Here is a 21266-nt window from a genome sequence, read left to right as displayed (position 1 = left end):
AGCCTCCATCTCCGCTCCCCAACACTCCATCGAGAGCAGTCAAATCACCGGCCTCGTCCTTGCGGGCGGCCGGGGCACGCGCTTTGGCGGCGCGGACAAGGGGCTGCAGCCGTTTCTCGGCCAGCCGCTGGCGCGTCGCGCGCTCGACCGGCTCGCGCCGCAGGTGGGCAGCATCGCCATCAGCGCCAATCGCCATCTGGACGAATACGCCCGCTTCAAGGTGCCGGTCTGGAGTGATTCGCTCGTCGACTATCCCGGCCCGCTCGCGGGCATGTTGAGCGGACTGGAGCATGCCCAAAGCGACTGGCTGCTGACGGTGCCTTGCGATTCACCGCTGTTTCCGCTCGATCTCGCCGAGCGCCTGAGCGCCCGCGCCGCTGCCGACCACAGCCTCGTCGCCTTCGCCGCGGCGCCCGAGACCGACGCGAGCGGCCAGCGCACGCTGCGCACCCACCCCGTCTTCTGCCTGGTGCATCGCGACCTGAGAAGCAGCCTTGCGGCGTATCTGGCGTCCGGTTCGCACCGCGTCATGCACTGGCTGATGGCGCAGCCGCACAGCCAGGTGGCGTTCGACCAGCCGGGCGACGATCCCCTGGCCTTCTCCAACACCAACACACGCGAAGATCTCCAACGGCTTGAACTGGAGTTGACCGCCAGGCCCACCCGGTGACATGAACCCAGAAGCCGCACCCACGCCCATGACGACCACCTCCATCCGCATCGCCCTGCTCCAGGCCGCTGACGCCCCCGCCTACAAGGTGCTGCGCGACGCCTCGCTGCTGCGCACGCCCGAAGCATTCTCGACCGACTACGCCACCGCGGTCACCCGCCCGCCTGCGGTGTATTCAGCGCTGTTTTCACAGCCCGAACATGGCATGTTCTATCTGGGTGCGTTCACCGACGCCGGGCAGCTGGTGGGCAGCATCGGCTTTTCGCGCGAACAGCCGCGCTTCAAGCGCCATATCGGTCACATCAATGCAGTCATGATCGATGTCAATTTCGAGCACCGGGGAATCGCGCGACAATTATTGGAAGCCTGCATCGCCCACGCACAAGAAATAGAAGGCCTCGAACTGCTCGAACTCGGCGTGACCGCCAGCAGCGAGCGCGCCGTTCGCCTCTATGAACGTGCGGGCTTCCAGCCCTTTGGCAGAATGCCGCGCGCCGTCGTGATTGACGGCGTGGGCCACGACCACCTGCTGATGGTGCTCCCCCTGCCCCGCTGCCCTCCACTGAATGTGTCCGACTGAATGACTTCCCTCTCCACCATCGCCGCCAGCATCGCTCCATACGACGGGAACGACATGCCCGTCGATGCGGTGCGCGATTTCCTCGCGCGGATGATCACGCCCGTCACCGATGCGGAGCCCGTGGATCTTTTCGCAGCGCTCGGCCGCGTGGTCGCGGGTGACGTGATCTCGCCGGTGAGCGTGCCTCCGCACGACAACTCGGCCATGGACGGATTCGCCTTCGACGGCGCCCAGTTGCGTGCGGGCGAGCCACTGCTCCTTCGCTGTGTCGGCACCGCGCTGGCGGGACATGCGTGGTCTGGCGTCGTCCAGCCCGGCGAATGCGTGCGCATCATGACCGGCGCCGTCATGCCCGTGGGACTGGACACCGTCATCCCCATCGAGCTGACCACCACCGAGCACGATGGCGGCATCCACATCCCGGCCGACGCGGTTCGCACGGGAGCAAACCGCCGCCTCAAGGGCGAAGACCTGCTGCAGGGCGGCGTCGCGCTGGCAGACGGCGAACTCGTCACGCCCGCGGCGCTTGGCCTGCTGGCCAGTCTCGGGCTGAGCAAGGTCAAGGTGCGCCGCCGCCTGCGCGTCGCCTACTTTTCCACCGGCGACGAAATCCTCCAGCCCGGCGAGGCTCCGCGCGAAGGTGCCGTCTACGACAGCAACCGCTACACCCTGTTCGGCCTGCTGACCCGCCTTGGGATGGAGGTGGTCGACCTGGGTTCCGTGCGCGACGAGCCAGCCCTGATCGAGGCCACCTTCCGAGAGGCCGCAAGCCGCGCCGATGCCATCCTCACCAGCGGCGGCGTGAGCGGCGGCGACGCCGATCACACCAAGGCAATGATGCAGCGGCTCGGTGACGTCGCGTTCTGGCGCATCGCCATGCGCCCCGGTCGCCCCATGGCGGTCGGATGGTTGAACCGCGACGGTGGAATCGGCGCATCAGACGAGCAGCAGCGTTGCGTGCTGTTCGGCCTGCCCGGCAACCCGGTCGCGGCGATGGTCACCTTTCTCGCCTTCGTGCGCCCGGCCCTGCTGCAAATGATGGGCTGCACCCGCAGCGAACCACCGCGCCTGCGGGCCATCTGTACCGAGCCCCTGCGCAAGCGAGCCGGCCGCACGGAGTTCCAGCGCGGCATCGTCAGCCGCACGGTCGACGGAACGCTGGTGGTGCGCACCACGGGCAACCAAGGCTCGGGCATGCTGAGTTCCATGGTGCACGGCAACGGCCTGATCGTGCTCGGGCATGACCAGACCAGCGTGCAGCCCGGCGACTCAGTGGATGTGATGATGTTTGAAGGCGTGATCTGACGCGAAAAATCGGGCACAGCCCATGAAAGCCCTGCGTCGGAGGACGCAGAATCCTCTGCGCGAATACCCCCTCAGGAGACAGAAGCCATGCCGTTCACCGCCCGACATGCGGCCACGCCGCCCACCCGCGAAGCCGTCGACCAGCTCAAGGGCGCTATCGTGCTCGAATTCGGCACGCCATGGTGCGGCCACTGCCAACGTGCGCAACCGCTGATCGAGCAGGCCCTCGAAGACGAAGCCAACGTGGCCCACGTCAAGGTCGAGGACGGCCCGGGCCAGCGCCTTGGCCGCAGCTTCGGCGTGAAGCTCTGGCCCACGCTGATCTTTCTGCGCGATGGCCAGGAGATCGAACGCCTCGTGCGCCCCGAGAGCGCACAGAGCATTCACGAAGCGGTGGACAAAATCGCCTGAACCAAGACCCGAAAAGGCTTCAGATTCTGCCCAGCGCCTTGTCCACGCCCTTGTTCGCCAAGGCATCCGCGCGCTCGTTGCCCGGATCGCCCGCATGGCCCTTGACCCAGTGCCATTCGATCTTGTGTCCGGCGTTGGCCACCAGTTCGTCAAGCCGCTTCCACAGCTCCACATTTTTGACCGGATCACCCCCGGCAGTGCGCCAGTTCTTCCTCTTCCAGCCGTGAATCCACTCGGTGATACCCTTGCGCACGTACTGACTGTCCAGATACAGCGCGACTTCGCACGGGCGCTTGAGCGCCGAGAGCGCCTCGATCACCGCAAGCAGCTCCATCTTGTTGTTGGTGGTGTCCAACTCGCCGCCGAACAGCTCCTTCTCGGATTTGCCCGAACTGAGCACCGCCCCCCAACCTCCCGGCCCGGGATTGCCCTTGCAGGCCCCGTCCGTATAAATCACTACTTGCGTCACTGAATCACTACTCCTGATGAAAACGATGTGGCTGCGTATGCGCCACCGGCACCTGCGATGGCGCAGGCGCCTTCTGGGCGGCCGAGCGCCAGGACGGGCCGATCAGCCGCACGCCCTGCACCCGCTTGGTCGCCACGATCACGTAGGCCGCACCCAGAATCGGCCACCAGCGGGCTCCGAGCGCGTCCATCCATGCATAGGTGTCCAGCCAATGACTGGAACGCACGGCCGGTCTGTAACAACCGAAACTAATTGAATCCAACTCAAACCCCAGCAACCGCAGCCAGTCGCGCAGCCGGGCCGGAGCGATGAATTCGCCTTTGTCCGGCAGATACAGCGCCCCGCCCAGCCCCAGCCGACGGTGCAAGCGCGAACGCGCCTGCCGGATGCCCCACAGGCTGAACGGATTCAGCCCGCTGATCACCACTTGCCCCTCCGGCACGAGCACCCGCTCCACTTCGCGCAGCGCGGCGTGCGGATCGGTGCAGTCTTCCAAAGCATGCGGAAGCAGCACCAGATCAAGGCTGGCTTCGCCAAACGGCAGCATTTCCGGCTCGGCATGCAGGTCCGCCTTTTGCAATGATTCTTTTGAATCATCTGGCTGCTCGCTATCGGCAAGCGCCTGCCTCTCTAGTATCATGGCCTGCGCCTGACCCAGCGCAAGAAAACGATGCGGCATGCGATTGGCCCGCAAGCCCACGAGCCGTGGCATCCCCAGTTGCAGCGCATGGTAGCCAAACCGGTCCGCGACGAGCTCGTCAAAGCGCTCCTGCTCCCACTCCAGCACATAGCGTCCCGGGGGAGTCGTAAGCCAGTTGTGCAAACTTATAATTTCGCTGTTCATGAACCTGTTGCCACTGCCCGCTTTCTCCGACAACTACATCTGGATGATGCACGATGGCAAGAGCGCCATCGTGGTGGATCCGGGCGATGCCGACGCCGTCTTCGACGTCCTGCGCGGCTCGGGATTGTCGCTGGCAGCCATTCTAGTCACCCATCACCACGGCGATCATGTCGGCGGGGTGGAAGACCTGCATGCGGGCACCGGAGCGCGCGTCTACGGCCCGGCGCACGAGATCATGCCCGATCCCATCACCCGCCTCGTCCAAGGGGATGTCGTCGAAGAGATGGGTCTCCAGTTTCACGTCATTGATGTGCCCGGCCACACCTCCGGGCACATTGCTTTTTACTGTCCCGATCTGGACGGCACGCCCGTGCTGTTCTGCGGCGACACCCTGTTTTCCGGCGGCTGCGGTCGCCTGTTCGAAGGCACGCCGGCGCAGATGCAGACATCGCTCGATGCGCTCGCCGCCCTGCCCGGCGAGACGCGGGTCTGCTGCGCCCATGAGTACACACTTTCTAACTTGAAATTCGCGCGTGCCGTGGAACCCGGCAACGCCGCACTGCTCAAGTACCAGAAGGATTGCATCGCGCTGCGTGATGCGGATCAGCCCACGCTGCCGTCCAGCATCGCCACCGAGCTGGCAATCAATCCCTTTCTTCGCACGCGCGAGTCCGAGGTCGCCCAGTCGGCCAAGGGGTTCGATGCGCGTGTCAACCCAAGCGATGCGACGTCCGTCCTGACGGCGTTGCGTGAATGGAAAAACAACTTCCGATGAGACTTCTCCAAATTCTCGGACTCGCCAGCCTCGTCTGGCTCGCTGGTTGTGCGACCAACAATGCCCCCGCGCCCAGCGCGCCAACGGGCAAGCCGGCCACGGAAACCACCTCCGTGCCGCAGCACATCACCCCCAACTATCCCAGCGGTCCGCTGAGTCCCATCTCGCCGTATGAGCTGGGCAGCACCAACTACGACGTGACAGGCATCAAGGCACCGGCCGATCTGTGGGACCGCATCCGCCGCGGCTTCGCCATGCCCGATCTGCAGAACGAGCTGGTGCGCGACCGCGAGCAGTGGTACTCCACCCGCCCGGACTACATGTTCCGCATGACCGAGCGATCGAGCAAATACCTGTTCCACATCGTCGAGGAACTCGAGCGCCGTGGCATGCCGACCGAGCTCGCGCTGCTGCCCTACATCGAGAGCGCCTTCAACCCGCAGGCCGTCTCGACCGCCAAGGCCGCTGGCATGTGGCAGTTCATGCCCGCCACGGGCACCTATTTCGACCTCAAGCAGAACGCCTTCCGCGACGACCGCCGCGACGTGCTCGCGTCCACCCGCGCCGCACTCGACTACCTGCAGAAGCTCTACGGCATGTTCGGCGACTGGCACCTGGCGCTGGCCGCCTACAACTGGGGCGAAGGCAGCGTCGCCCGTGCCATCGCGCGCAATGAAAAGCTCGGCCTCGGCACCAGCTACCAAGAGCTGAACATGCCCAACGAGACGCGCCTGTACGTGCCCAAGCTGCAGGCCGTCAAGAACATCGTGGCCAATCCCACGGGCTTCAACTCCGAGCTGCCGCTGATCGAGAACCATCCGTACTTTCAGGCCGTGGACATCACGCGCGACATCGACGTGTCTCTGGTCGCCAAGCTCGCAGGCATCCGCGAAGAGGATTTCCGCGCGCTCAACCCGTCCTACCACAAGCCGGCGATTCTGGCCGCCGGCACGCCGCGCATTCTGCTGCCTTGGGACAACGCACAGGTCTTCCGCAGAAACCTCGAGGCGCACAACCAGGGTCAGTACGCAAGCTGGACCGTCTGGAGCGTGCCCAACACCATGACGGTGGCCAACGCCGCAAGCCGCCTCGGCATTGACGAGACCGACCTGCGCCGGGTCAACGGCATTCCGCCGCGCATGATGATCAAGGCCGGTTCGGCCCTGATGGTTCCGCGCGCCGCCACCACGCAGCAGGACGTTTCCAGCCAACTGGCCGACAACGGACAGATCTCCTTCACCCCCGAGATCGTGAACCGCCGCACCGTCGTGCGCGCCAACAAGCGCGGCGAGACCGTGGCCGCCATCGCCGCCCGATACAAGGTCAGCGCCTCCGACGTGGCCGACTGGAATGACGTCAAGACCTCGAGCCGCTTCAAGGGCGGCGAACAGGTCACCATGTACCTGCCGGTGCGTCTCGCGTCGACCTCGTTCGCCAACAATGCGCGCTCGTCAAGGTCGCATGAAACCGCCTCCCACGCCCGCGCTTCAGGCAACGCCTCTGCCAAGAGCAAGGGTTCCGCAAAGACGCCAGCAAAATCGGCAGCAGCCACTCCACGCAAGGCAGCAGCTGCGGCGCCCGCCTCCAAGCGCAAACGCTGAGCGCGAGTGCTGACAAAGCAAAGGGCCTGCAGACGATGGTGTCTGCAGGCCCTTTGCTTTTGTGTCCGCTCCAGGGAACCTCTGCACGAATCGATCGTCAAGCGGCTAGATGCAGATCGGGATGGGATTCAAGGCGGAAACCGCAGTGATAGCCGTAGCTATCACGAGGATTTTCAACGCCGAAGACCGCCCGAGGCTGCGCTAGCACGCGTCGATCTGATTCGTGCAGAGGCTCCCTATGGCGTCTTCTAGACCTGGAATTTCTCCTTGGCCCGCATCACCCATTCGTTGTTGTAGGTGAGCGCCAGATTCACGCGCGGCGCCGTCTGCCTCTCGCGCAGCCGCGCCACCGCCCTGAGCGCCGTCGCCGGACCTTCGCCGGGCATCAGCCCATCGGGAGACAGCGTCTGCCGCACCTTCTCGAACGCCGCGAGATAGGCACCGCGATCATCAAGCCAATACTGCATCGGCACGATGCGCGCCAGATCGACCGGCCCTGCCGTCTGCATCCACTTGAGCGCATGCACCATCGCGTTCACCAGCGACTGCACCTCGCGCAGATGCCGCTGGGCATACGCCTGCGGCGCATACATGCAGGCCCCAGGCATGGGACCACCATAAAAATCAGCCGAACCCTTGAGCGTGCGGGTGTCGGCAAGAATCCGCACCTCGCCGCGCTGCTCGAGCAGCGTGATCAGCGGATCGACATGACACAGCGCATGGACGCGCCCCTGCCGCAACGCGGTGATCGCCGCAGAGCCCGTGCCCACGCCGACAAACTCGACCTGATCGGCGGGAATGCCCACCTGCATCAGCCACAGATTGGCAAAAAACTGCGATGACGATCCTTGAGCGGCCACGCCGATGCGCAGCTCCTTGACGCTTTCGACCGGCTTCTTGGGCCAGTTCTTCACCGAAGCGGCCAGCACCATCTGCGGCGTGCGCCCCATCAGCACCAGACTGCGCAGGTTGAAGCCGAGCGCCTGCTGCTCGATAAGACGCTCGTACGCGCCGCACCCCACGTCCGCGCGACCGCTTCGCACGGCCTCGAGAGCCGGCGCGCCGCCGGGAAAATCCTCGATCTCGACCCGCAGGCCCTCGTCCTTGAAGTAGCCGAGCCGCTCCGCCACCGTGAGCGGAAGATAGTAGAGATCGCCCTTGCCCCCCACCGCGATGCGCAGCGGCGCATTCGCGCGCGCTCCCACCTGCGCCCGCACGGAGCTCTGGGCGGCGGCGCACGCCACGAGTGCGGATACCGCTCGCAAGCCCAGTTGTCGACGGGAAATGGAAGAAGAGGTCATTTCAACAAAATGCTGCACTGCAGCAATAATGCCCGAGTGTGCCCCGGAACGTCATCAGGGGCAATCCCTGAGGAGAACTACGTAGACCGGATTGCGCCGGATAGTTCCCGTGATCCGCTCTCCAGGACAAGCGGCCCGATGGACAGCCATCCCGCCTGCGGACAGGCATGGCGTCAGGCATCTTGAAGCGCAGGGAAAGCTCAGCGATATCCGAGAAACAAGATGCCGATGTTCACCAGGAAGCCCGCGCCCCAGATCATGCTGCGCGCCATCGGAAGATCGCCAACGTACATCACGATGTAGAGCACGCGCAGAAACACGAAGGCCAGCGCCAGCATGTCGAGCGGTGTCTGCGCCGCGCCGAGCTGGTGGGCGATGATGACCGCACCGATGAAGAAAGGAAGCGTCTCATAGCTGTTGGCCTGCGCGGCGTTGGCGCGGGCGCGCCAGCCGGACTGATCGGCCAGCCAGCGACGCGGATCGTGGTTGTCCTTGTCCATGCGGAAGCTGCCGCGCTTGGCCAGCATCGCGCAGCCAATGGGCAACAACACGGCGACCAGAATGCACCAGTAGGCAACGGTGAAACGCGCGACATGCATGGACATGCTCTTCCCTCTTCTGCGGATTTCGCAGCTATTAAAAGAAGAGCATTTTAGGGCACCGAAATGCCTTGTGCGCCGCCGATGAGCGCAAACAGCTCAGCGGAGTTCAGCGCTTTTCAGCGCCGATCCGCGAGCGCATGGGCGATCGTGCCCAGATCGACGAATTCGAGCTCGCTGCCCACCGGCACGCCGCGCGCCAGACGCGTGACCTGCACGCCGCGCGGCCGAAGCGCCTCGCCAATGGCATAGGCCGTGGCTTCGCCCTCGGCGGTGAAACTGGTGGCGAGGATGACCTCCTGCACCACGCCATCGGTGGCACGCTCTATGAGCTTCTTGACGCCGATGTCCTTGGGGCCGACGCCATCGAGCGGCGAGAGCCGCCCCATCAGCACGAAGTACAGGCCCTTGAACGCCCCGGTGCGCTCCATCGCGGATTGGTCCGCGGGCGTTTCCACCACGCACAGCCGCGACACGTCGCGCCCCTCATCAGAGCAGACCTCGCAGACCGCGCCTTCGGTGAACGTGTGGCAGCGCTCGCAATGGCGGATCGAGCTGGACGCCTCGTGCAGCGCGCGCGAGAGCAGTTGAGCGCCTTCGCGGTCATGCTGCAGCATGTGAAACGCCATGCGCTGCGCAGACTTGATGCCGACTCCGGGCAGTCGCCGCAGCGCCTGAATCAGAGCGTCCAGAGAACTCGTGTCAGACATCGGCGCTCGCGTATCCGTTCAATGCAGCGGCGATCAGAAGGGGAACTTCATGCCGCCAGGCAGGCCCGGCATGCCGGCGGTGATCTTCGCCATTTTCTCCTGCGAGGTCTCTTCGGCCTTGCGCACAGCGGCGTTGAAGGCTGCCGCCACGAGGTCTTCCAGCATGTCCTTGTCGTCGGCCAGCAGGCTCGGGTCGATGGTCACGCGCTTGACGTCGTGCTTGCAGGTCATCACCACCTTGACGAGACCTGCACCGGACTCGCCTTCGACTTCGATGTTGCCCAGTTCGTCCTGAGCCTTCTTCATGTTGTCCTGCATGGCCTGTGCCTGCTTCATCAGACCGGCGAGCTGTCCCTTGTTGAACATGGTGAATTCCTTTGCTTTTTATGAATGGGTTGAATGGGTGAAAAACGGACGAAAAAGAACGAAACAGCCATTGTGCGACGAAAGCGCGAGCCTGCAGAAACCGGACGGTCTTTGCGGCCCGGCCCCGATGCCGGGTCAAGCCGGACGGATGCTCCCCGGAACGATCTTCGCCCCGAAGTCCCGGATCAGCTGCTGCACGCGCGGATCGCTCTGAACGATGTCTTCGGCCAGCTTCTGGCGCTGGGCGGCTGCATAGGCGTTGCGGCGCGACGGGCTGTCCTGGACCTTGCCGACCTCCACCGAAATCTGCCGCGTGTGCCCCGCCGCCTCCAGCGCCGCGCGCAGCTTTTCGCGCGCCGCGGGCTGATTCAGCGATTCGCGCTCCACGCGCAGCAGCCAGTGGTCCTGATCGCGTGCGATCAGCTGCGACTGCAGCGCCAGCTCGCGCACCAGCGCATGGATGGAGCCCGCAGCGACCATCTCCTGCACCGTCTGGTACCAGACCTCGCCCTCCGCCGTCGGCACCAGGCGCTGCAATGCGGAGTGCCCACCCAGGCTGTGCGCCTGCGTGCGCATGCCCGGCTCGGGCGCATGACGCACCGGAATGTCGAAAGTATCGGCGTCGGGTGGAGGCATGCCGTCGTCATGCATCTCCACGGGAGGATGCGCCACCTCCTCGGGCGTGCGCACCGGAAGGCGCATGGCCGCATGGCTCTGTGCCTGGGGCTGGGGTTGCGCCTGGGCTGGTGCTTGTGACTGAGACGGCGAAGACTGATGGGACTGGCGCTGCTGCGGCGACTCGACATGTGGAGCAGAAGGCGGCCGATGTGCAGGCGCTGGTTCTGGCTCCGGTTCAGGATCCACCCGCACGGCGACAGGCGGCCGCATCGCCACGACCGGCTCCGGCGCCGCACGCTCCACTGGGCGCTCTACGAGGCGCTCGGCGGGACGCGAACCCACCGGCGGAGCTTGATGCCGCTCAACCGCCGGAGCGGGTTCAGACTGCGTCAGAGTTTTTTTTTCAGCCTCGACTGGGTTGCCAGCCGTTGATGCGGTGCCTTGCGTCGCGCCATCCGACGGCTTTTTGAAAGCCAGCAGGCGCAGCAGCACCATGGTCAGCGCCGCATATTCATCGGGTGCCAGACCCAGCTCGGCTCGGCCGTGCAGGCACATGCTGTAGAGCAGTTGCGTCTCATCGGCCGGCATGATCGTCGCCAGACGCGCCATCTCCTGCGCCTCGGCGTCATGCGGATCGATGCTCGCCGCCATGTTCGGCACCGCCTGCAGCACGGCCATGCGCTGCAGCACCGTGCTCATTTCTTCCAGCGTCGACGCGGCGGACAGCCCGTTCGTGCGCAGCTCGTCCACCGTCTCGACCACCGTGCGGCCATCGGCGCGAGCGAGCGCGTCAATCAGGCGGAACACATAGGTGCGGTCCACGCTGCCCAGCATCTGGCGCACGCCCGCTTCCTCGAGCTTGCCGCTGCCGAAGGCAATCGCCTGATCGGTCAGGCTCAGCGCATCGCGCATCGAGCCCCGCGCCGCGCGCGACAGCAACCGCAGCGCACCCTGATCGGCCTGCACCTGCTCCTCGCCCAGCACCCGCGTGAGGTGCTCCAGCACCGTCTCGGGAGCCATCGGGCGCAGGTTGAACTGCAGGCAGCGGCTGAGCACCGTCACCGGCACCTTCTGCGGATCGGTCGTGGCCAGCACGAACTTGAGGTATTCGGGCGGCTCCTCCAGCGTCTTCAGCATGGCGTTGAACGCCGTGTTGGTCAGCATGTGCACCTCGTCGATCATGAAGACCTTGAAGCGGCCCTGCACCGGCTTGTAGACCGCCTGCTCCAGCAGCCCCTGCACCTCGTCCACGCCGCGATTGGACGCGGCGTCCAACTCGGTGTAGTCGGGGAAACGGCCGCTGTCGATGTCCATGCACGCCGGGCAGACACCGCACGGCGTGGCCGTGATGCCGCCCTGCCCATCCGGCCCCTGGCAATTGAGCGACTTGGCCAGAATGCGCGACACCGTCGTCTTGCCAACCCCGCGCGTACCCGTGAACAGATAGGCATGGTGCAGCCGCTGCTGCGTGAGCGCATTGGTCAGCGCCTGAACGACATGCTCCTGCCCCACCATCTCGGAGAAGGTCTTGGGACGGTATTTACGGGCAAGCACTAGATAAGACATATCGGTCGATTCTACGGCCCCTTGGCAGCAATAAATTCCCTTCATTTGCTGCAGCGCCACACGGACTCGGTTTACAATGTCAAGTGACGGGCCCCCTCGCATGGGGAAGCGGCCAACCGGGTCAGGTGGGGAACCAAGCAGCCCTAACTGTGAAACCAGTGCCGAGGTAAGGCTCGTCACCTTCTTCAGGAAATCTCTTTGTTGACAAGAGCTTGTCCGCCTGAACAAGGAATTCCTCTGTTGTGTGTCACTTTGGTGTGTCACCGCTCCATGGTCTCGCGGGGAATTGGGCTTGTCGAATGCCGACGCAGGCCGTCGTCGCCCGCGTCCTCCTCACACCTTTCCCCTCACGTCACTGCGGCTGCCCCGGGGCCCTGTCGGTCGCCAGAATCGTTGCCAGAGTACTGCCCCCAAGCGCGGCGCAGTCTTTGCCCGGTGGGGTGGTCCATTTGATCGCCACGCCGTTGACGACGGGTCGCACCATGCGCCACGGCCAGAAACCGAAGCGCTGCGAGCCGGCGTAGTTCATCACGGCGTCGGCGCCGAGGCTTTGGGCCTGGCTGGCGAACTTGGGCAGGATGTCGCGTACGCCGCCGTAGGTGCCTTTGCCGACCTTGAGCTTGCGCAGCGTCTGGAACTTGACGTCGGACGGCGGCGGGCCTGGAAAAAAGCAGATCTGCGCGGCTTCCGCGCTGATCACCGGAGCGGGTGCAGCAGCAGCGCCAGGAGCTGGTGACTGCGCGAAATCGACTTCCGGCTCGACCGCCAGATCGGGTTCCTGTTCAGTTTCCTGTTTGGTTTCCGTCACTTCCCCCGCCACACCGCTGATGACCGGCTACACATGGCTTTCATTGGCGATTGCAGCGGCCGACATCAGACCTGCCGCCATGCAAATTCCCAACATCTTCTTCATTTTGGAATCACCCCTCAAATGACATACGTCTTGTTTCAAATGGGGTGGATTCTAGGGAAGGATGCCTTGGCAAAAGCTGACTTCCATCTATTTCAGCACCGATAACCAACTGCCTGCAAACGGACGGCCTGCCATGCAGGACAGCCCATGCGACTGACCATGCATTGCAGAAAACCATACCGATCCCGGCTGTGCCGGCTCCATGGCTTGTGAGTAACCGGGTGGTTTCGATGGTTCCAGCGGCGAATCAAAATACCCCGGATTTCATCCCGGGGCTTGCGCTCAGGCGGCCAGATGCCGGGCGGCTCCCTGCCCCGCCGCGCGGCCGCTTGAGAAACAGGCGGTGAGCAGGTAGCCTCCGGTCGGAGCCTCCCAGTCCAGCATTTCGCCCGCGCAGAACACGCCGGGCAGCGCGCTCAGCATGAACTGCTCGTTGATGGCGGAGAGTTTGACACCGCCCGCCGTGCTGATCGCCTCGTCGATGGGGCGCGTGGCGACCACGGTGATCGGCATGGCCTTGATGGCGCGGGCCAGCACGACCGGATCGAGCATTTCTTCCTTGGACAGTTGCTCATAGAGCATCGCCGCCTTGATGCCGTCGAGATGCAGGCGGCTCTTGAGATGGCTGCTGAGACTGCGCGAGCCACGCGGGTGGCGCAGTTCGTCCAGCACGCGCTCGGCCGTGAACGCGGGCAGCAGATCGAGCTCGAACGTTGCATGGCCGTTGGCTGCGATCTCGTCGCGCAGCAGCGCTGACACCGCGTAGATCAGGCTGCCTTCAACACCCGTGGCAGTGGCGACGAATTCGCCGCGACGCTGGAAGCGACGGCCTTGGCTGTCAGTGAACGACACGGCGACTGACTTAAACGGCTGACCGGCAAAGCGCTCAGTGAACAGCGGGCTCCAGCCGATGGCGGACGACTCGTCCGACTGGCCCAGCATGCCGCGCAGGAATTCCCGGCGCGTTTCGCCCTTGCCCCCGGCCGGCGCATGCACGCGTGCCACGTCAAAGCCGCAGTTGGAGGGGCGCAGCGCAGCGACCTCGACACCATCGGCCTCCAGCAGCGGAGCCCATTGGCCGTTCGATCCCAGCCGCGCCCAGCTCGCGCCGCCCAACGCCAGCACCACGGCCTTCGCGCTCACCTGCGCGGGCGATTGAGGAGTGGTGAACTGCAGCACGCGGGTGCCGGGCACCTCACTCGCGCCCCAGCCCTCGAAACGATGGCGCATGTGGAACACCACGCCCTGCCCGCGCAGACGCTGCAGCCACGCGCGCAGCAGCGGCGCAGCCTTCATGTCCTTGGGGAAGACGCGGCCCGACGTGCCGACGAAGCTCTCGATGCCAAGCCCGTGCGCCCAGGCCTGGAGTTCATCCGCGCCGAACTGCTTGAGCCACGACTCAATGCTCGATTGCGCATCGCCGTAGCGCGAAACGAAATGCTCGAACGACTCGGAATGCGTGAGGTTGAGCCCCCCCTTGCCCGCCAGCAGGAACTTGCGGCCGACCGAGGGCATGGCGTCGAACACGTGCACCGACACGCCCGGCCGGGCGGCCGCTTCCGCCGCCATCAGACCGGCGGGGCCGCCGCCGATGATCGCGATGTCGCATTGCAGGAGATCTGGGGTGCTTGGAATATCTGACATGAAAAAACAATCGACCGATACGGCGCGCGCAGCGTGATTCAGCGGTCAACAGAATTCTGCCGAGCGATGACCTGCGCGTCCGTGAAAACTCAAAACAGCGAACCCTGCTCCGGTGCTTTCGATGCCTCCGGAATCGTCTGGGAAACGCTTGCAAGGGCCGTATTGTCCGCTCTGGCGCGCGGCTTTGCTGGCTGGGCGGAAGCAGCCTCGTCCGACAGCCCGGATTCCAGCACTTCGATCAGCCGCCCATCGCCGCTCAGAAAGGCCGCATGCACGCGGCCCTCGTGGCCCAATTGCTGCGTTGTGGCCCGCAGGTAGCGCTGGAGCTGTTCAATGAGCTGCGGCTGCTTCTGCGGCGCGGCAGCGGTCTTGTAGTCGAGCACCCACCACTCCACCCCGCGCTCCGCCGTGGCCTTGCGGCGCACCAGCCGATCCAGGCGCAGGCTCTGGCCCTGATAAACCAGCGGCGCCTCGTTGATCGCGCGGTCGATGACCGAGGGATCCCACGCCCACGCGCCCTCACCTTGAAGAATGCACTGCGCGATGCCGGCGGCGTTTTTGGCGGTCTCCGGCGTGAGTTCGAACTCGCGCGCCAGCCGCGACACGCGTGCGTCGCTCCAGCCCGATGCGCGCAACTGCGCGAGCGTGGGGCCGACCATTCCTGCTTGCTCGAGCAACTGGTGCATCGCCTCGCCCTGGCGCGACGCAGGCGTTGACGGCGTTGCCTGCGGCACGGCATCGGTGAGCGGCGCGCCGCCCGCTGCATCCTGCGTGTCAGGTTGCGTCGCCGCGTATTCAGGCAACTCGAGAATGCGGGCCACCGCCGATTGCGACGCTTCCACCTGAGCTCCGTTCGCCTCGGGTGCGGGAATGTCGCTCATGCACTCTTCGAGCCGCGCCCACCAGGTCGCGGACGCGGGAGCCCTGCCCGGCTGCGTCGCCGAGATCACAAGGCATTCCTTGGCGCGCGTCATCGCCACGTAGAGCGTGTTGAGTTCCTCGCGCTTGCGTTCGCGCTGCTCCGATTCAAGCAAGGCCTCGGCGCTCGGCGGCGGACTCGATTCGCTCGCGAGGAAAACGAAATGCTGCGGATACTCGTGCTCGCCGGGCCAATCGACCAGCGCGCCCATGGTCTCGGCCTTCTGGCCGGCGGCGTCGGTGTCGAGCATCAGCACGCACTGCGCCTCAAGCCCCTTCGCGCCGTGCACCGTGAGCAGCCGCACGGCGCTCAGGTCCGCCCGCCCAGGCGCCTGCATGCCGGGCCGCTTCATCGCGCGCACAAAGGCATAAGGCGTGAGGTAGCGACCACCATCCAGCGCCAATGCCGACGCCAGCAAGGCGCGCAGATTGGCCAGCACCGCGTCGCGCTGCGTGACCACCGATGCCGCCGCGAATCGCGCGAACACGTCGGCATGGCGGTAGATGGCCTGCAGCGCATCGTGCGGGGGCTGACTCTGCACCCAGCCGCGATACATGGCAAGCCGCGCGGCCGCGTCCTGCAGCGGCGCGCTGAGCCGATCGCCCGCGCCCGTCACCACGTCAAACCACGACGACTGCGACCATTCGGGTTCGGTGCGCAGCAGCGCGATTTCCGTCAGCGCATCGTCCTCCACGCCAAACAGCGGGGACTTGAGCGCGCGTGCCAGCGACAGGTCGTGCGCGGTAGACACCAGCACGTCCATCAGCGCGATCACGTCCTGCACCTCGGGCGTTTCGCTGAGCTCGGTCTTCTCGGGCTGAACGCAGGGGATGTGCAGCGCACGCAGTGCCGCTTCCATTTCGGCAAGACGCGCACGCTTGCGAGCAAGCACCATGATTTCTCTGGCGGGAATGCCGCTTCGGATCTGCGCCACCACCCACTGCGCGGCCTGCGCGCTCTCGCGCATGCGCAGCGTCTCTTCGGCCTCGTGGCGCGGCACAGTCAGGCTGTCGCGCCATTCGGCGGGCTCCGCCGCATCGGCCGAGGCGTCATCTTGATCGCCCTCTTCGTCCGCAATCTTCGGCAAGCGCCAGAGCAGGCCGGGAACCGTCGATTCCGTGGTGTGATCGCGAAAGCCCGCGTATTCCTGCTGGGCCTGTGCCGCCTGCATCACCTGATTGACGGCAGCGATCAGTCCCTTGGCGTTGCGGCGCGTATGGTCGCAGGCGAGCACATCGCCCTCCAGCCCTTCGCGCACAAAGGTCTGCGCAGCCTTGAACACCTGCGGCTCCGCGCGGCGAAAGCGGTAGATGCTCTGCTTGGGATCGCCCACGATGAACACGCTCGGCGCGCCCGATCCACCGCCCGCTCCCGCGTAGCCCGACAGCCAGGCGTGCAGCGACTGCCACTGCAGCGGATTGGTGTCCTGAAACTCATCCACCAGCAGATGACGCACGCGCGCGTCGAGGCGCTCCTGCACCCAGCCGCTCAGAATCGGATCGGAGAGCAGCTTCATCGCCGTGCGCTCGACGTCGTTCATGTCGATCCAGCCACGCTCGCGCTTCAACGCGCCGAACTGCGCGATCAGCACGCGCGACAGACGCGCCACGCGCTGCTGGTGCTGCCAGGCCGTGTGCTGGCGCTGCGCCGCGCAAAGCTGCTGCAGTTCCAATTCGGCATCCTGCGCCACATCGAACTTGCGCAGATGGGTGGTCAGCCGGTCTTCCTTGGCAACGAAAAAAGCAGCGCGCAGCAGCGCGAGTCGCTTGTCGGGGTCGGGCTGCAGAAAGGCGTCGACCACCGCATCAGCAGCCTTCTGTGGCGTCTTGGCGCTTTCGCTTCCAAGCGCGGCAGAACGTGCATGCCAGCGCGTGCTCGCCGCCTCGCTCATCAGCGCATCGCTGGGTTTGGCAAGTCCTTCGAACTCAGGAAACTGTTCGGTGAAATGCGGCACGGACGCATCAATCACGCCCGCCTCGTCAGCCAGCGTGAACTCGACGCGCTTGGACAACGCCGCCTCCAGCGCCTTGTGCGTCTGCGAGCGGCCATGCAGCGCGATCGAACGCTCGTAGTCGGCGCGCAGAACGGCGTCCTGCGTCACCGCCGCGAGAAACGGTCGCCACACCTCGCGCACGGCCTCGGTGTCATCCTCCAGCAATTCGTAGTGCGCGGGCATGCCGAGGTCCTGCAACACCTGCAGCGGCGCAGTGCCGAGCAGCGCAGCGAACCAGCTGTGGAAGGTGCGGATCTGCACCGGGCGGCCGCTGTCCAGCGTCCTTCGGTAGAGCGTCTGCAGCGCGACGGCCTGCTCCTTCACGCGCAGCGCATCCACGCCGCGCGCGAGCAGTTCCTTCTCGAGTTCATACGCGGGCTTGTCAGCAAAATCCTCGAGCCATTCCTGCAGGCGCTGGCGCATTTCGCCGGCCGCCTTCTTGGTGAAGGTGATCGCCAGAATCTCGTGCGGCTCGGCTCCATCAAGCAACGCGCGCAGCATGCGCGAGACCAGCATCCAGGTCTTGCCCGCGCCCGCGCAGGCCTCCACCGCCACGCTGCGCTGCGGATCGCAGGCGATTGCGTAGAACGCCTGGCGCGAAACCGGCTGGCCGTTGTGCTCGTAGGCGGCGGTGGTCGTCGCTGTTGTCGTGTTGATCGTCATGCCCAGAAATCCTTGCGGCACAGACCGCGCGCGGCGCAATAACCGCAGACCGCGCCTTCTCCGAGAGCGGGCATCGGCGCGCCGTCGTCGATGCGCGCCATGTCGCTCAGAATGCCCGCCACCAGCTCGTCGCGCAGATGCACCACGTCCTCCTGCTCGAACGTGCGGGTCTCGCCGCGCTCGCCCACGTTCACATAGGCCGCTCGCGGCACATCGTCCTGCAGCAGCGCTGCGTAGAACGCGAGTTGAATGTCTTCCGATCCGGCCACGATGCGCTTGCGCGTGACCTGTTCGTTCTCGGTCTTGTAGTCGATCACCAGACGCACCGGCTCGCCGCCACCCTCGGGCCGCGTCATGTCGATGCGGTCGAGCTTGCCGACCAGCGTGAGGTGCCCAAGCGGCTGCGTCGCGTCGTGCTCGGCCACCGTGAAGCTCGCACCCTCCTGCTCGTGCTTGACCAGCCAGCGCAGATAGCCATCGCGCAGCGCGGGCCAGCCCGCGGAGAACGGCAGAAAATCACCCTCATCCAGGCGCAGCTCGCGCGTGGCGCGGGCGGCGCTCTCGTCCATCAACGCGCTGCGTTCATCGACATCGTCGGTGGGCCGCTCGAGCAGCGTCACGTGAAAGTGCTGCAGCGTCGCGTGCAGCCAGGTGCCGAAGTCACGCTTGTCGACCTCGGCATCGAGCTCGTCGGCCTCCTGCAGACGCAGCTGACGCAGCGCATAGAAGCGATACGGGCAATGCCGCAGATCGGAATAAGCGGAGGACGACAGCTTGTGCACCGGCAACTGCGCGGCCGAAGGCGCAGGCATTTCCAGCAACTGCACAGGCACCTCGCGCGCCACGCGTGCGTCGCCGCCCGCGCGTGCACCCGCATCCAGTTCCAGCGCCAAAACCAGCGGGCTGGCGAGCAGCGGCTCGCCGCCTTCATCGCTCGTGCGCCAGAGAATGTCGACATGCGGCACGCGCATCGCCTGCGCCCAGGCCGCGCGCTGCGCCGCCTCATGTTCATCGCGCGTGGGCAGCCCCAAATCCTCGCGCTGCGTGCGGGTCCACGAGCCCGGAGGTTCGGGCGCCGTCAGCATGCGCTTTTCGTCGCAGCCGGGCAGCACCAGTGCGCTGAACGGACGCGCGAGCAGTTGCGGCATCGGCAGCACGATGACCGGCGAATCCCGGTCGGAATCGGGCCGGAAACGCCCGGCCTCCATCACGTCGTTGGCCCAGTTGTTGAACTGCGAGAGCCCCATGCGACGCTCCGATCCGCTGAGCAGATCCAGATCGGCCTCCAGCCCTTCCAGCAGACGCAGTTCGGCGAGCACCTTGGCGCCCGCGAGGTCCTCATTCAGCACATCCCAGCAGCCGGTCTGTTGCAGCTGACCGCGCAGCGACGTCAGCCACTGGGTCAACGTCTTCGTGCCCTTGAGCTCGCCGCGCCACGCATCGATCTGCTCGCACAGCGCCGAAACCTCGGGCTTGTTTCGCGGCTCGTACTTGCGCGCATGGCTCCATTGCCGAACGCCCAGACCACGCAGCCAGCGCTCGAGCTGAGGCAGCGCGGGCACGGTCTCGGGCGGCAGATGCTTGAGCCAGTCGAGCACATCATCGCTCGCGGCATGCCATGCCGCGGCACGCAGCGTCACAATGATCTGCGCGGCCTTGCGGGTGGTGGAGAGCGTCCAGCCGTTCTCGTCCTTGACGGGCACGCGCGCCTCGCCGAGCAGCGCGACGATGCGCCGCGTGAGCGCGCGATCCGTCGCCGCCAGCGCCACCGGAACATGCCCATCCGCGAGATGCTGCATCACGCACGCGGCGGCCAGCTGCGCCTCGTCTTCCGCGTCCAGCGCCTCGTGCAGGGCCACCAATTGCGCGGGCTCGAACGGCTCGGCAGAAAACGCCTCGGGCAGCGACACGGCCACTCCCGCCTCGCCCCATCGGGCAAGCAGCGTCTTGGCCAATGGATCGGGATGAAAACCTTCGAGCGCGACCAGCATGTGCACGGAGTTGCGCACGCCTTCGCCGAACAGCACGTCGGTCGCGGGCGTGGTGGCAAGCACCCATTCGAGCGCCACTCTGGCGGCGGCCGCCTCGAGCTGCAGCGCCTCCGCGGTCAGCGGCAGACCGAGATGCGTGCGCGCGGTCTCGGCCCATGCCTCCCGTTCACCGGGCTCGACAGAGGCCACGAGCGTGGACAGCTGCTGGGCCATCTCCAGCATCAGACCGAGCATCGCATCCGTCTGCGCGCCAAAGCCCGCTGCCTCCAGCAGGCTGCGCCCCGTCAACGCGTCGCAGGCCACGTCGAACTGGAACCCGCTGCCCGAAGGCGGCTCCGCGCCCAGCGTGGTCGCCCAGTTGCGGGTCGTCTCGAAACGCGGCATGAAGCCGTCGGGAAACAGCGCTGCCCATTGTTTCTGCGCCTGCGCCATGAGTTGCGCATAGGGAACAAGCACCACGACGCTCGCGGGATGCACGCCCCGCCCCACCGCCTCGTCGGCCACGCGCGAAAGCACGCGCTTCCAGCCCTCGGCCACCAAATTGTTTGTCGCTATTACTGTCATAGCATCCTATTGCGCGGCCATACCATGATGCGGGGATTCAGTTTCTGTCACAATAAGTTCTAATGTAAGGGATCCAGCTCTCTATCGGATCCTCCTGCTACAGCCATATCAAACAGCTCTATCAAGGAAAGCCAAATGGCAAACGATCTCATCAAACACATTTCGGACAGCAGCTTCGAAGCCGACGTGCTCAAGGACAGCGGTGCTGTTCTGGTCGACTACTGGGCCGAATGGTGCGGTCCCTGCAAGATGATCGCCCCCATCCTCGATGACGTGGCCACCGCCTACCAAGGCAAGCTCACCATCGCCAAGATGAACGTGGACGAAAACCGCGAAATCCCTGCCAAGTTCGGCATTCGCGGCATCCCCACGCTGATGCTGTTCAAGAACGGCGAACTGGCCGCCACCAAGGTGGGCGCGCTGAACAAGTCGCAGCTCACGGCGTTCATCGACCAGCAGCTCGCGGCCTGATCCCGCCCGCTGAAACTGTCTGCGCCGGGTCTTCGCCCATGCCAACGAAGGCCTCGCGCAGCAGCTTCAAGCTCCCCTTTTCGCGCACCGATCCACCCCGCGCGAGAGCGAAATGATGCAAGGCTTGGTAAACAGCGCTGCTATATCGCTCGATTTTCTGTAATAATCCAGTTCGATCTCTTCGCCGCACTTCACCCAAAAGTCACGGCCCTGTTCAAGATCATCGGCTTGCCAAGCGCCACATCCGGCCCGCACGGCTTACAGCTCTCCCAGATTTCAAAATCCGCTCCGTT

Annotated in this window: 18 protein-coding genes and 1 other RNA gene; 8 read left to right on the top strand and 11 right to left on the bottom strand. The window is 65.4% G+C overall.

Annotated elements, in window-relative coordinates:
- The first annotated feature begins 7 nt into the window (after window positions 1–7).
- From mobA to ISG32_RS17020, 4 genes are all read left to right on the top strand, one after another.
- Entirely contained in the window at window positions 8–670 is a 663-nt protein-coding gene (mobA, locus tag ISG32_RS17035) for a molybdenum cofactor guanylyltransferase MobA (RefSeq protein ID WP_323745951.1), read from the top strand.
- A 1-nt stretch (window position 671) separates the two neighbouring features.
- Entirely contained in the window at window positions 672–1250 is a 579-nt protein-coding gene (locus ISG32_RS17030) for a GNAT family N-acetyltransferase (RefSeq protein ID WP_194772207.1), read from the top strand.
- Window positions 1251–2555, top strand: a complete 1305-nt coding sequence (gene moeA / locus ISG32_RS17025) for a molybdopterin molybdotransferase MoeA (RefSeq protein WP_194772206.1) — start codon at window positions 1251–1253, stop codon at window positions 2553–2555.
- 87 nt (window positions 2556–2642) lie between these two features.
- On the top strand, window positions 2643–2966 hold the full coding sequence (locus tag ISG32_RS17020) for a thioredoxin family protein (RefSeq protein ID WP_194772205.1): 324 nt from the start codon (window positions 2643–2645) through the stop codon (window positions 2964–2966).
- Between the two features lie 19 nt (window positions 2967–2985).
- Here ISG32_RS17020 and rnhA read toward each other — a convergent pair whose 3' ends face one another.
- Together rnhA and ISG32_RS17010 are read right to left on the bottom strand one after the other, a co-directional pair.
- Window positions 2986–3435 (bottom strand): ribonuclease HI, encoded by a 450-nt coding sequence (gene rnhA, locus ISG32_RS17015; protein WP_194772204.1) that lies wholly within the window; start codon window positions 3433–3435, stop codon window positions 2986–2988.
- 7 nt (window positions 3436–3442) lie between these two features.
- Complete coding sequence (locus ISG32_RS17010) at window positions 3443–4279, bottom strand: class I SAM-dependent methyltransferase (protein ID WP_194772203.1); 837 nt, start codon at window positions 4277–4279, stop codon at window positions 3443–3445.
- Between ISG32_RS17010 and gloB the strand changes: the two genes are divergently transcribed.
- Window positions 4278–5054 carry a hydroxyacylglutathione hydrolase gene (gene gloB / locus ISG32_RS17005; RefSeq protein WP_194772202.1) on the top strand — a complete coding sequence of 259 codons (777 nt, stop codon included), beginning with the start codon at window positions 4278–4280 and terminating at the stop codon, window positions 5052–5054. The two genes, ISG32_RS17010 and gloB, sit on opposite strands and share 2 nt — an antisense overlap.
- The gene (locus tag ISG32_RS17000) at window positions 5051–6655 is read left to right on the top strand and encodes a transglycosylase SLT domain-containing protein (RefSeq protein ID WP_194772201.1); all 1605 of its coding nucleotides are present in this window, start codon (window positions 5051–5053) and stop codon (window positions 6653–6655) included. Before gloB ends, ISG32_RS17000 begins: the two co-directional genes overlap by 4 nt.
- A 248-nt stretch (window positions 6656–6903) precedes the next feature.
- Here ISG32_RS17000 and ISG32_RS16995 read toward each other — a convergent pair whose 3' ends face one another.
- From ISG32_RS16995 to dnaX, 5 genes are all read right to left on the bottom strand, one after another.
- Window positions 6904–7956 (bottom strand): ABC transporter substrate-binding protein, encoded by a 1053-nt coding sequence (locus ISG32_RS16995; protein WP_194772200.1) that lies wholly within the window; start codon window positions 7954–7956, stop codon window positions 6904–6906.
- A 200-nt stretch (window positions 7957–8156) separates the two neighbouring features.
- Entirely contained in the window at window positions 8157–8555 is a 399-nt protein-coding gene (locus ISG32_RS16990) for an MAPEG family protein (RefSeq protein WP_194772266.1), read from the bottom strand.
- A gap of 119 nt (window positions 8556–8674) precedes the next feature.
- Window positions 8675–9265, bottom strand: coding sequence for a recombination mediator RecR (recR, locus tag ISG32_RS16985; RefSeq protein WP_194772199.1), 591 nt, complete (start codon window positions 9263–9265; stop codon window positions 8675–8677).
- Between the two features lie 33 nt (window positions 9266–9298).
- Window positions 9299–9631 (bottom strand): YbaB/EbfC family nucleoid-associated protein, encoded by a 333-nt coding sequence (locus tag ISG32_RS16980; protein WP_194772198.1) that lies wholly within the window; start codon window positions 9629–9631, stop codon window positions 9299–9301.
- Window positions 9632–9766: 135 nt separating this feature from the next.
- The gene (dnaX, locus tag ISG32_RS16975) at window positions 9767–11815 is read right to left on the bottom strand and encodes a DNA polymerase III subunit gamma/tau (RefSeq protein ID WP_194772197.1); all 2049 of its coding nucleotides are present in this window, start codon (window positions 11813–11815) and stop codon (window positions 9767–9769) included.
- An 85-nt stretch (window positions 11816–11900) separates the two neighbouring features.
- Between dnaX and ffs the strand changes: the two genes are divergently transcribed.
- Window positions 11901–11996: signal recognition particle sRNA small type (gene ffs / locus ISG32_RS16970), an RNA gene on the top strand.
- Between the two features lie 171 nt (window positions 11997–12167).
- Here the strand turns inward: ffs and ISG32_RS16965 are convergent.
- From ISG32_RS16965 to ISG32_RS16950, 4 genes are all read right to left on the bottom strand, one after another.
- The gene (locus tag ISG32_RS16965; protein ID WP_194772196.1) at window positions 12168–12623 is read right to left on the bottom strand and encodes a hypothetical protein; all 456 of its coding nucleotides are present in this window, start codon (window positions 12621–12623) and stop codon (window positions 12168–12170) included.
- Between the two features lie 387 nt (window positions 12624–13010).
- Window positions 13011–14372 (bottom strand): TIGR03862 family flavoprotein, encoded by a 1362-nt coding sequence (locus ISG32_RS16960; RefSeq protein ID WP_194772195.1) that lies wholly within the window; start codon window positions 14370–14372, stop codon window positions 13011–13013.
- Window positions 14373–14461: 89 nt separating this feature from the next.
- Complete coding sequence (locus tag ISG32_RS16955) at window positions 14462–17947, bottom strand: UvrD-helicase domain-containing protein (RefSeq protein ID WP_194772194.1); 3486 nt, start codon at window positions 17945–17947, stop codon at window positions 14462–14464.
- Window positions 17944–20502 carry a PD-(D/E)XK nuclease family protein gene (locus tag ISG32_RS16950; protein ID WP_194772193.1) on the bottom strand — a complete coding sequence of 853 codons (2559 nt, stop codon included), beginning with the start codon at window positions 20500–20502 and terminating at the stop codon, window positions 17944–17946. The genes ISG32_RS16955 and ISG32_RS16950 overlap by 4 nt, the downstream gene beginning before the upstream one ends.
- Before the next feature lie 135 nt (window positions 20503–20637).
- Here ISG32_RS16950 and trxA point away from each other — a divergent pair, with 135 nt between their 5' ends.
- On the top strand, window positions 20638–20973 hold the full coding sequence (gene trxA, locus ISG32_RS16945) for a thioredoxin TrxA (protein ID WP_194772192.1): 336 nt from the start codon (window positions 20638–20640) through the stop codon (window positions 20971–20973).
- Window positions 20974–21266: the final 293 nt, after the last annotated feature.

Origin of the sequence: Diaphorobacter caeni (assembly GCF_015354245.1) — a bacterium.
GTDB lineage: Bacteria > Pseudomonadota > Gammaproteobacteria > Burkholderiales > Burkholderiaceae_C > Diaphorobacter_A > Diaphorobacter_A caeni.
This window is presented reverse-complemented; position numbering and strand designations above follow the sequence as displayed.

Excerpts from the sequence above, each read along its gene's own strand:
- ISG32_RS17030 (WP_194772207.1), top strand. The coding sequence starts at position 672 with ATGAACCCAGAAGCCGCACCCACGCCCATGACGACCACCTCCATCCGC.
- moeA (WP_194772206.1), top strand. The coding sequence starts at position 1,251 with ATGACTTCCCTCTCCACCATCGCCGCCAGCATCGCTCCATACGACGGG.
- ISG32_RS17020 (WP_194772205.1), top strand. The coding sequence starts at position 2,643 with ATGCCGTTCACCGCCCGACATGCGGCCACGCCGCCCACCCGCGAAGCC.
- gloB (WP_194772202.1), top strand. The coding sequence starts at position 4,278 with ATGAACCTGTTGCCACTGCCCGCTTTCTCCGACAACTACATCTGGATG.
- ISG32_RS17010 (WP_194772203.1), bottom strand. The coding sequence starts at position 4,279 with ATGAACAGCGAAATTATAAGTTTGCACAACTGGCTTACGACTCCCCCG.
- ISG32_RS17000 (WP_194772201.1), top strand. The coding sequence starts at position 5,051 with ATGAGACTTCTCCAAATTCTCGGACTCGCCAGCCTCGTCTGGCTCGCT.
- ISG32_RS16995 (WP_194772200.1), bottom strand. The coding sequence starts at position 7,956 with ATGACCTCTTCTTCCATTTCCCGTCGACAACTGGGCTTGCGAGCGGTA.
- ISG32_RS16990 (WP_194772266.1), bottom strand. The coding sequence starts at position 8,555 with ATGCATGTCGCGCGTTTCACCGTTGCCTACTGGTGCATTCTGGTCGCC.
- recR (WP_194772199.1), bottom strand. The coding sequence starts at position 9,265 with ATGTCTGACACGAGTTCTCTGGACGCTCTGATTCAGGCGCTGCGGCGA.
- ISG32_RS16980 (WP_194772198.1), bottom strand. The coding sequence starts at position 9,631 with ATGTTCAACAAGGGACAGCTCGCCGGTCTGATGAAGCAGGCACAGGCC.
- dnaX (WP_194772197.1), bottom strand. The coding sequence starts at position 11,815 with ATGTCTTATCTAGTGCTTGCCCGTAAATACCGTCCCAAGACCTTCTCC.
- ISG32_RS16960 (WP_194772195.1), bottom strand. The coding sequence starts at position 14,372 with ATGTCAGATATTCCAAGCACCCCAGATCTCCTGCAATGCGACATCGCG.
- ISG32_RS16955 (WP_194772194.1), bottom strand. The coding sequence starts at position 17,947 with ATGACGATCAACACGACAACAGCGACGACCACCGCCGCCTACGAGCAC.
- ISG32_RS16950 (WP_194772193.1), bottom strand. The coding sequence starts at position 20,502 with ATGACAGTAATAGCGACAAACAATTTGGTGGCCGAGGGCTGGAAGCGC.
- trxA (WP_194772192.1), top strand. The coding sequence starts at position 20,638 with ATGGCAAACGATCTCATCAAACACATTTCGGACAGCAGCTTCGAAGCC.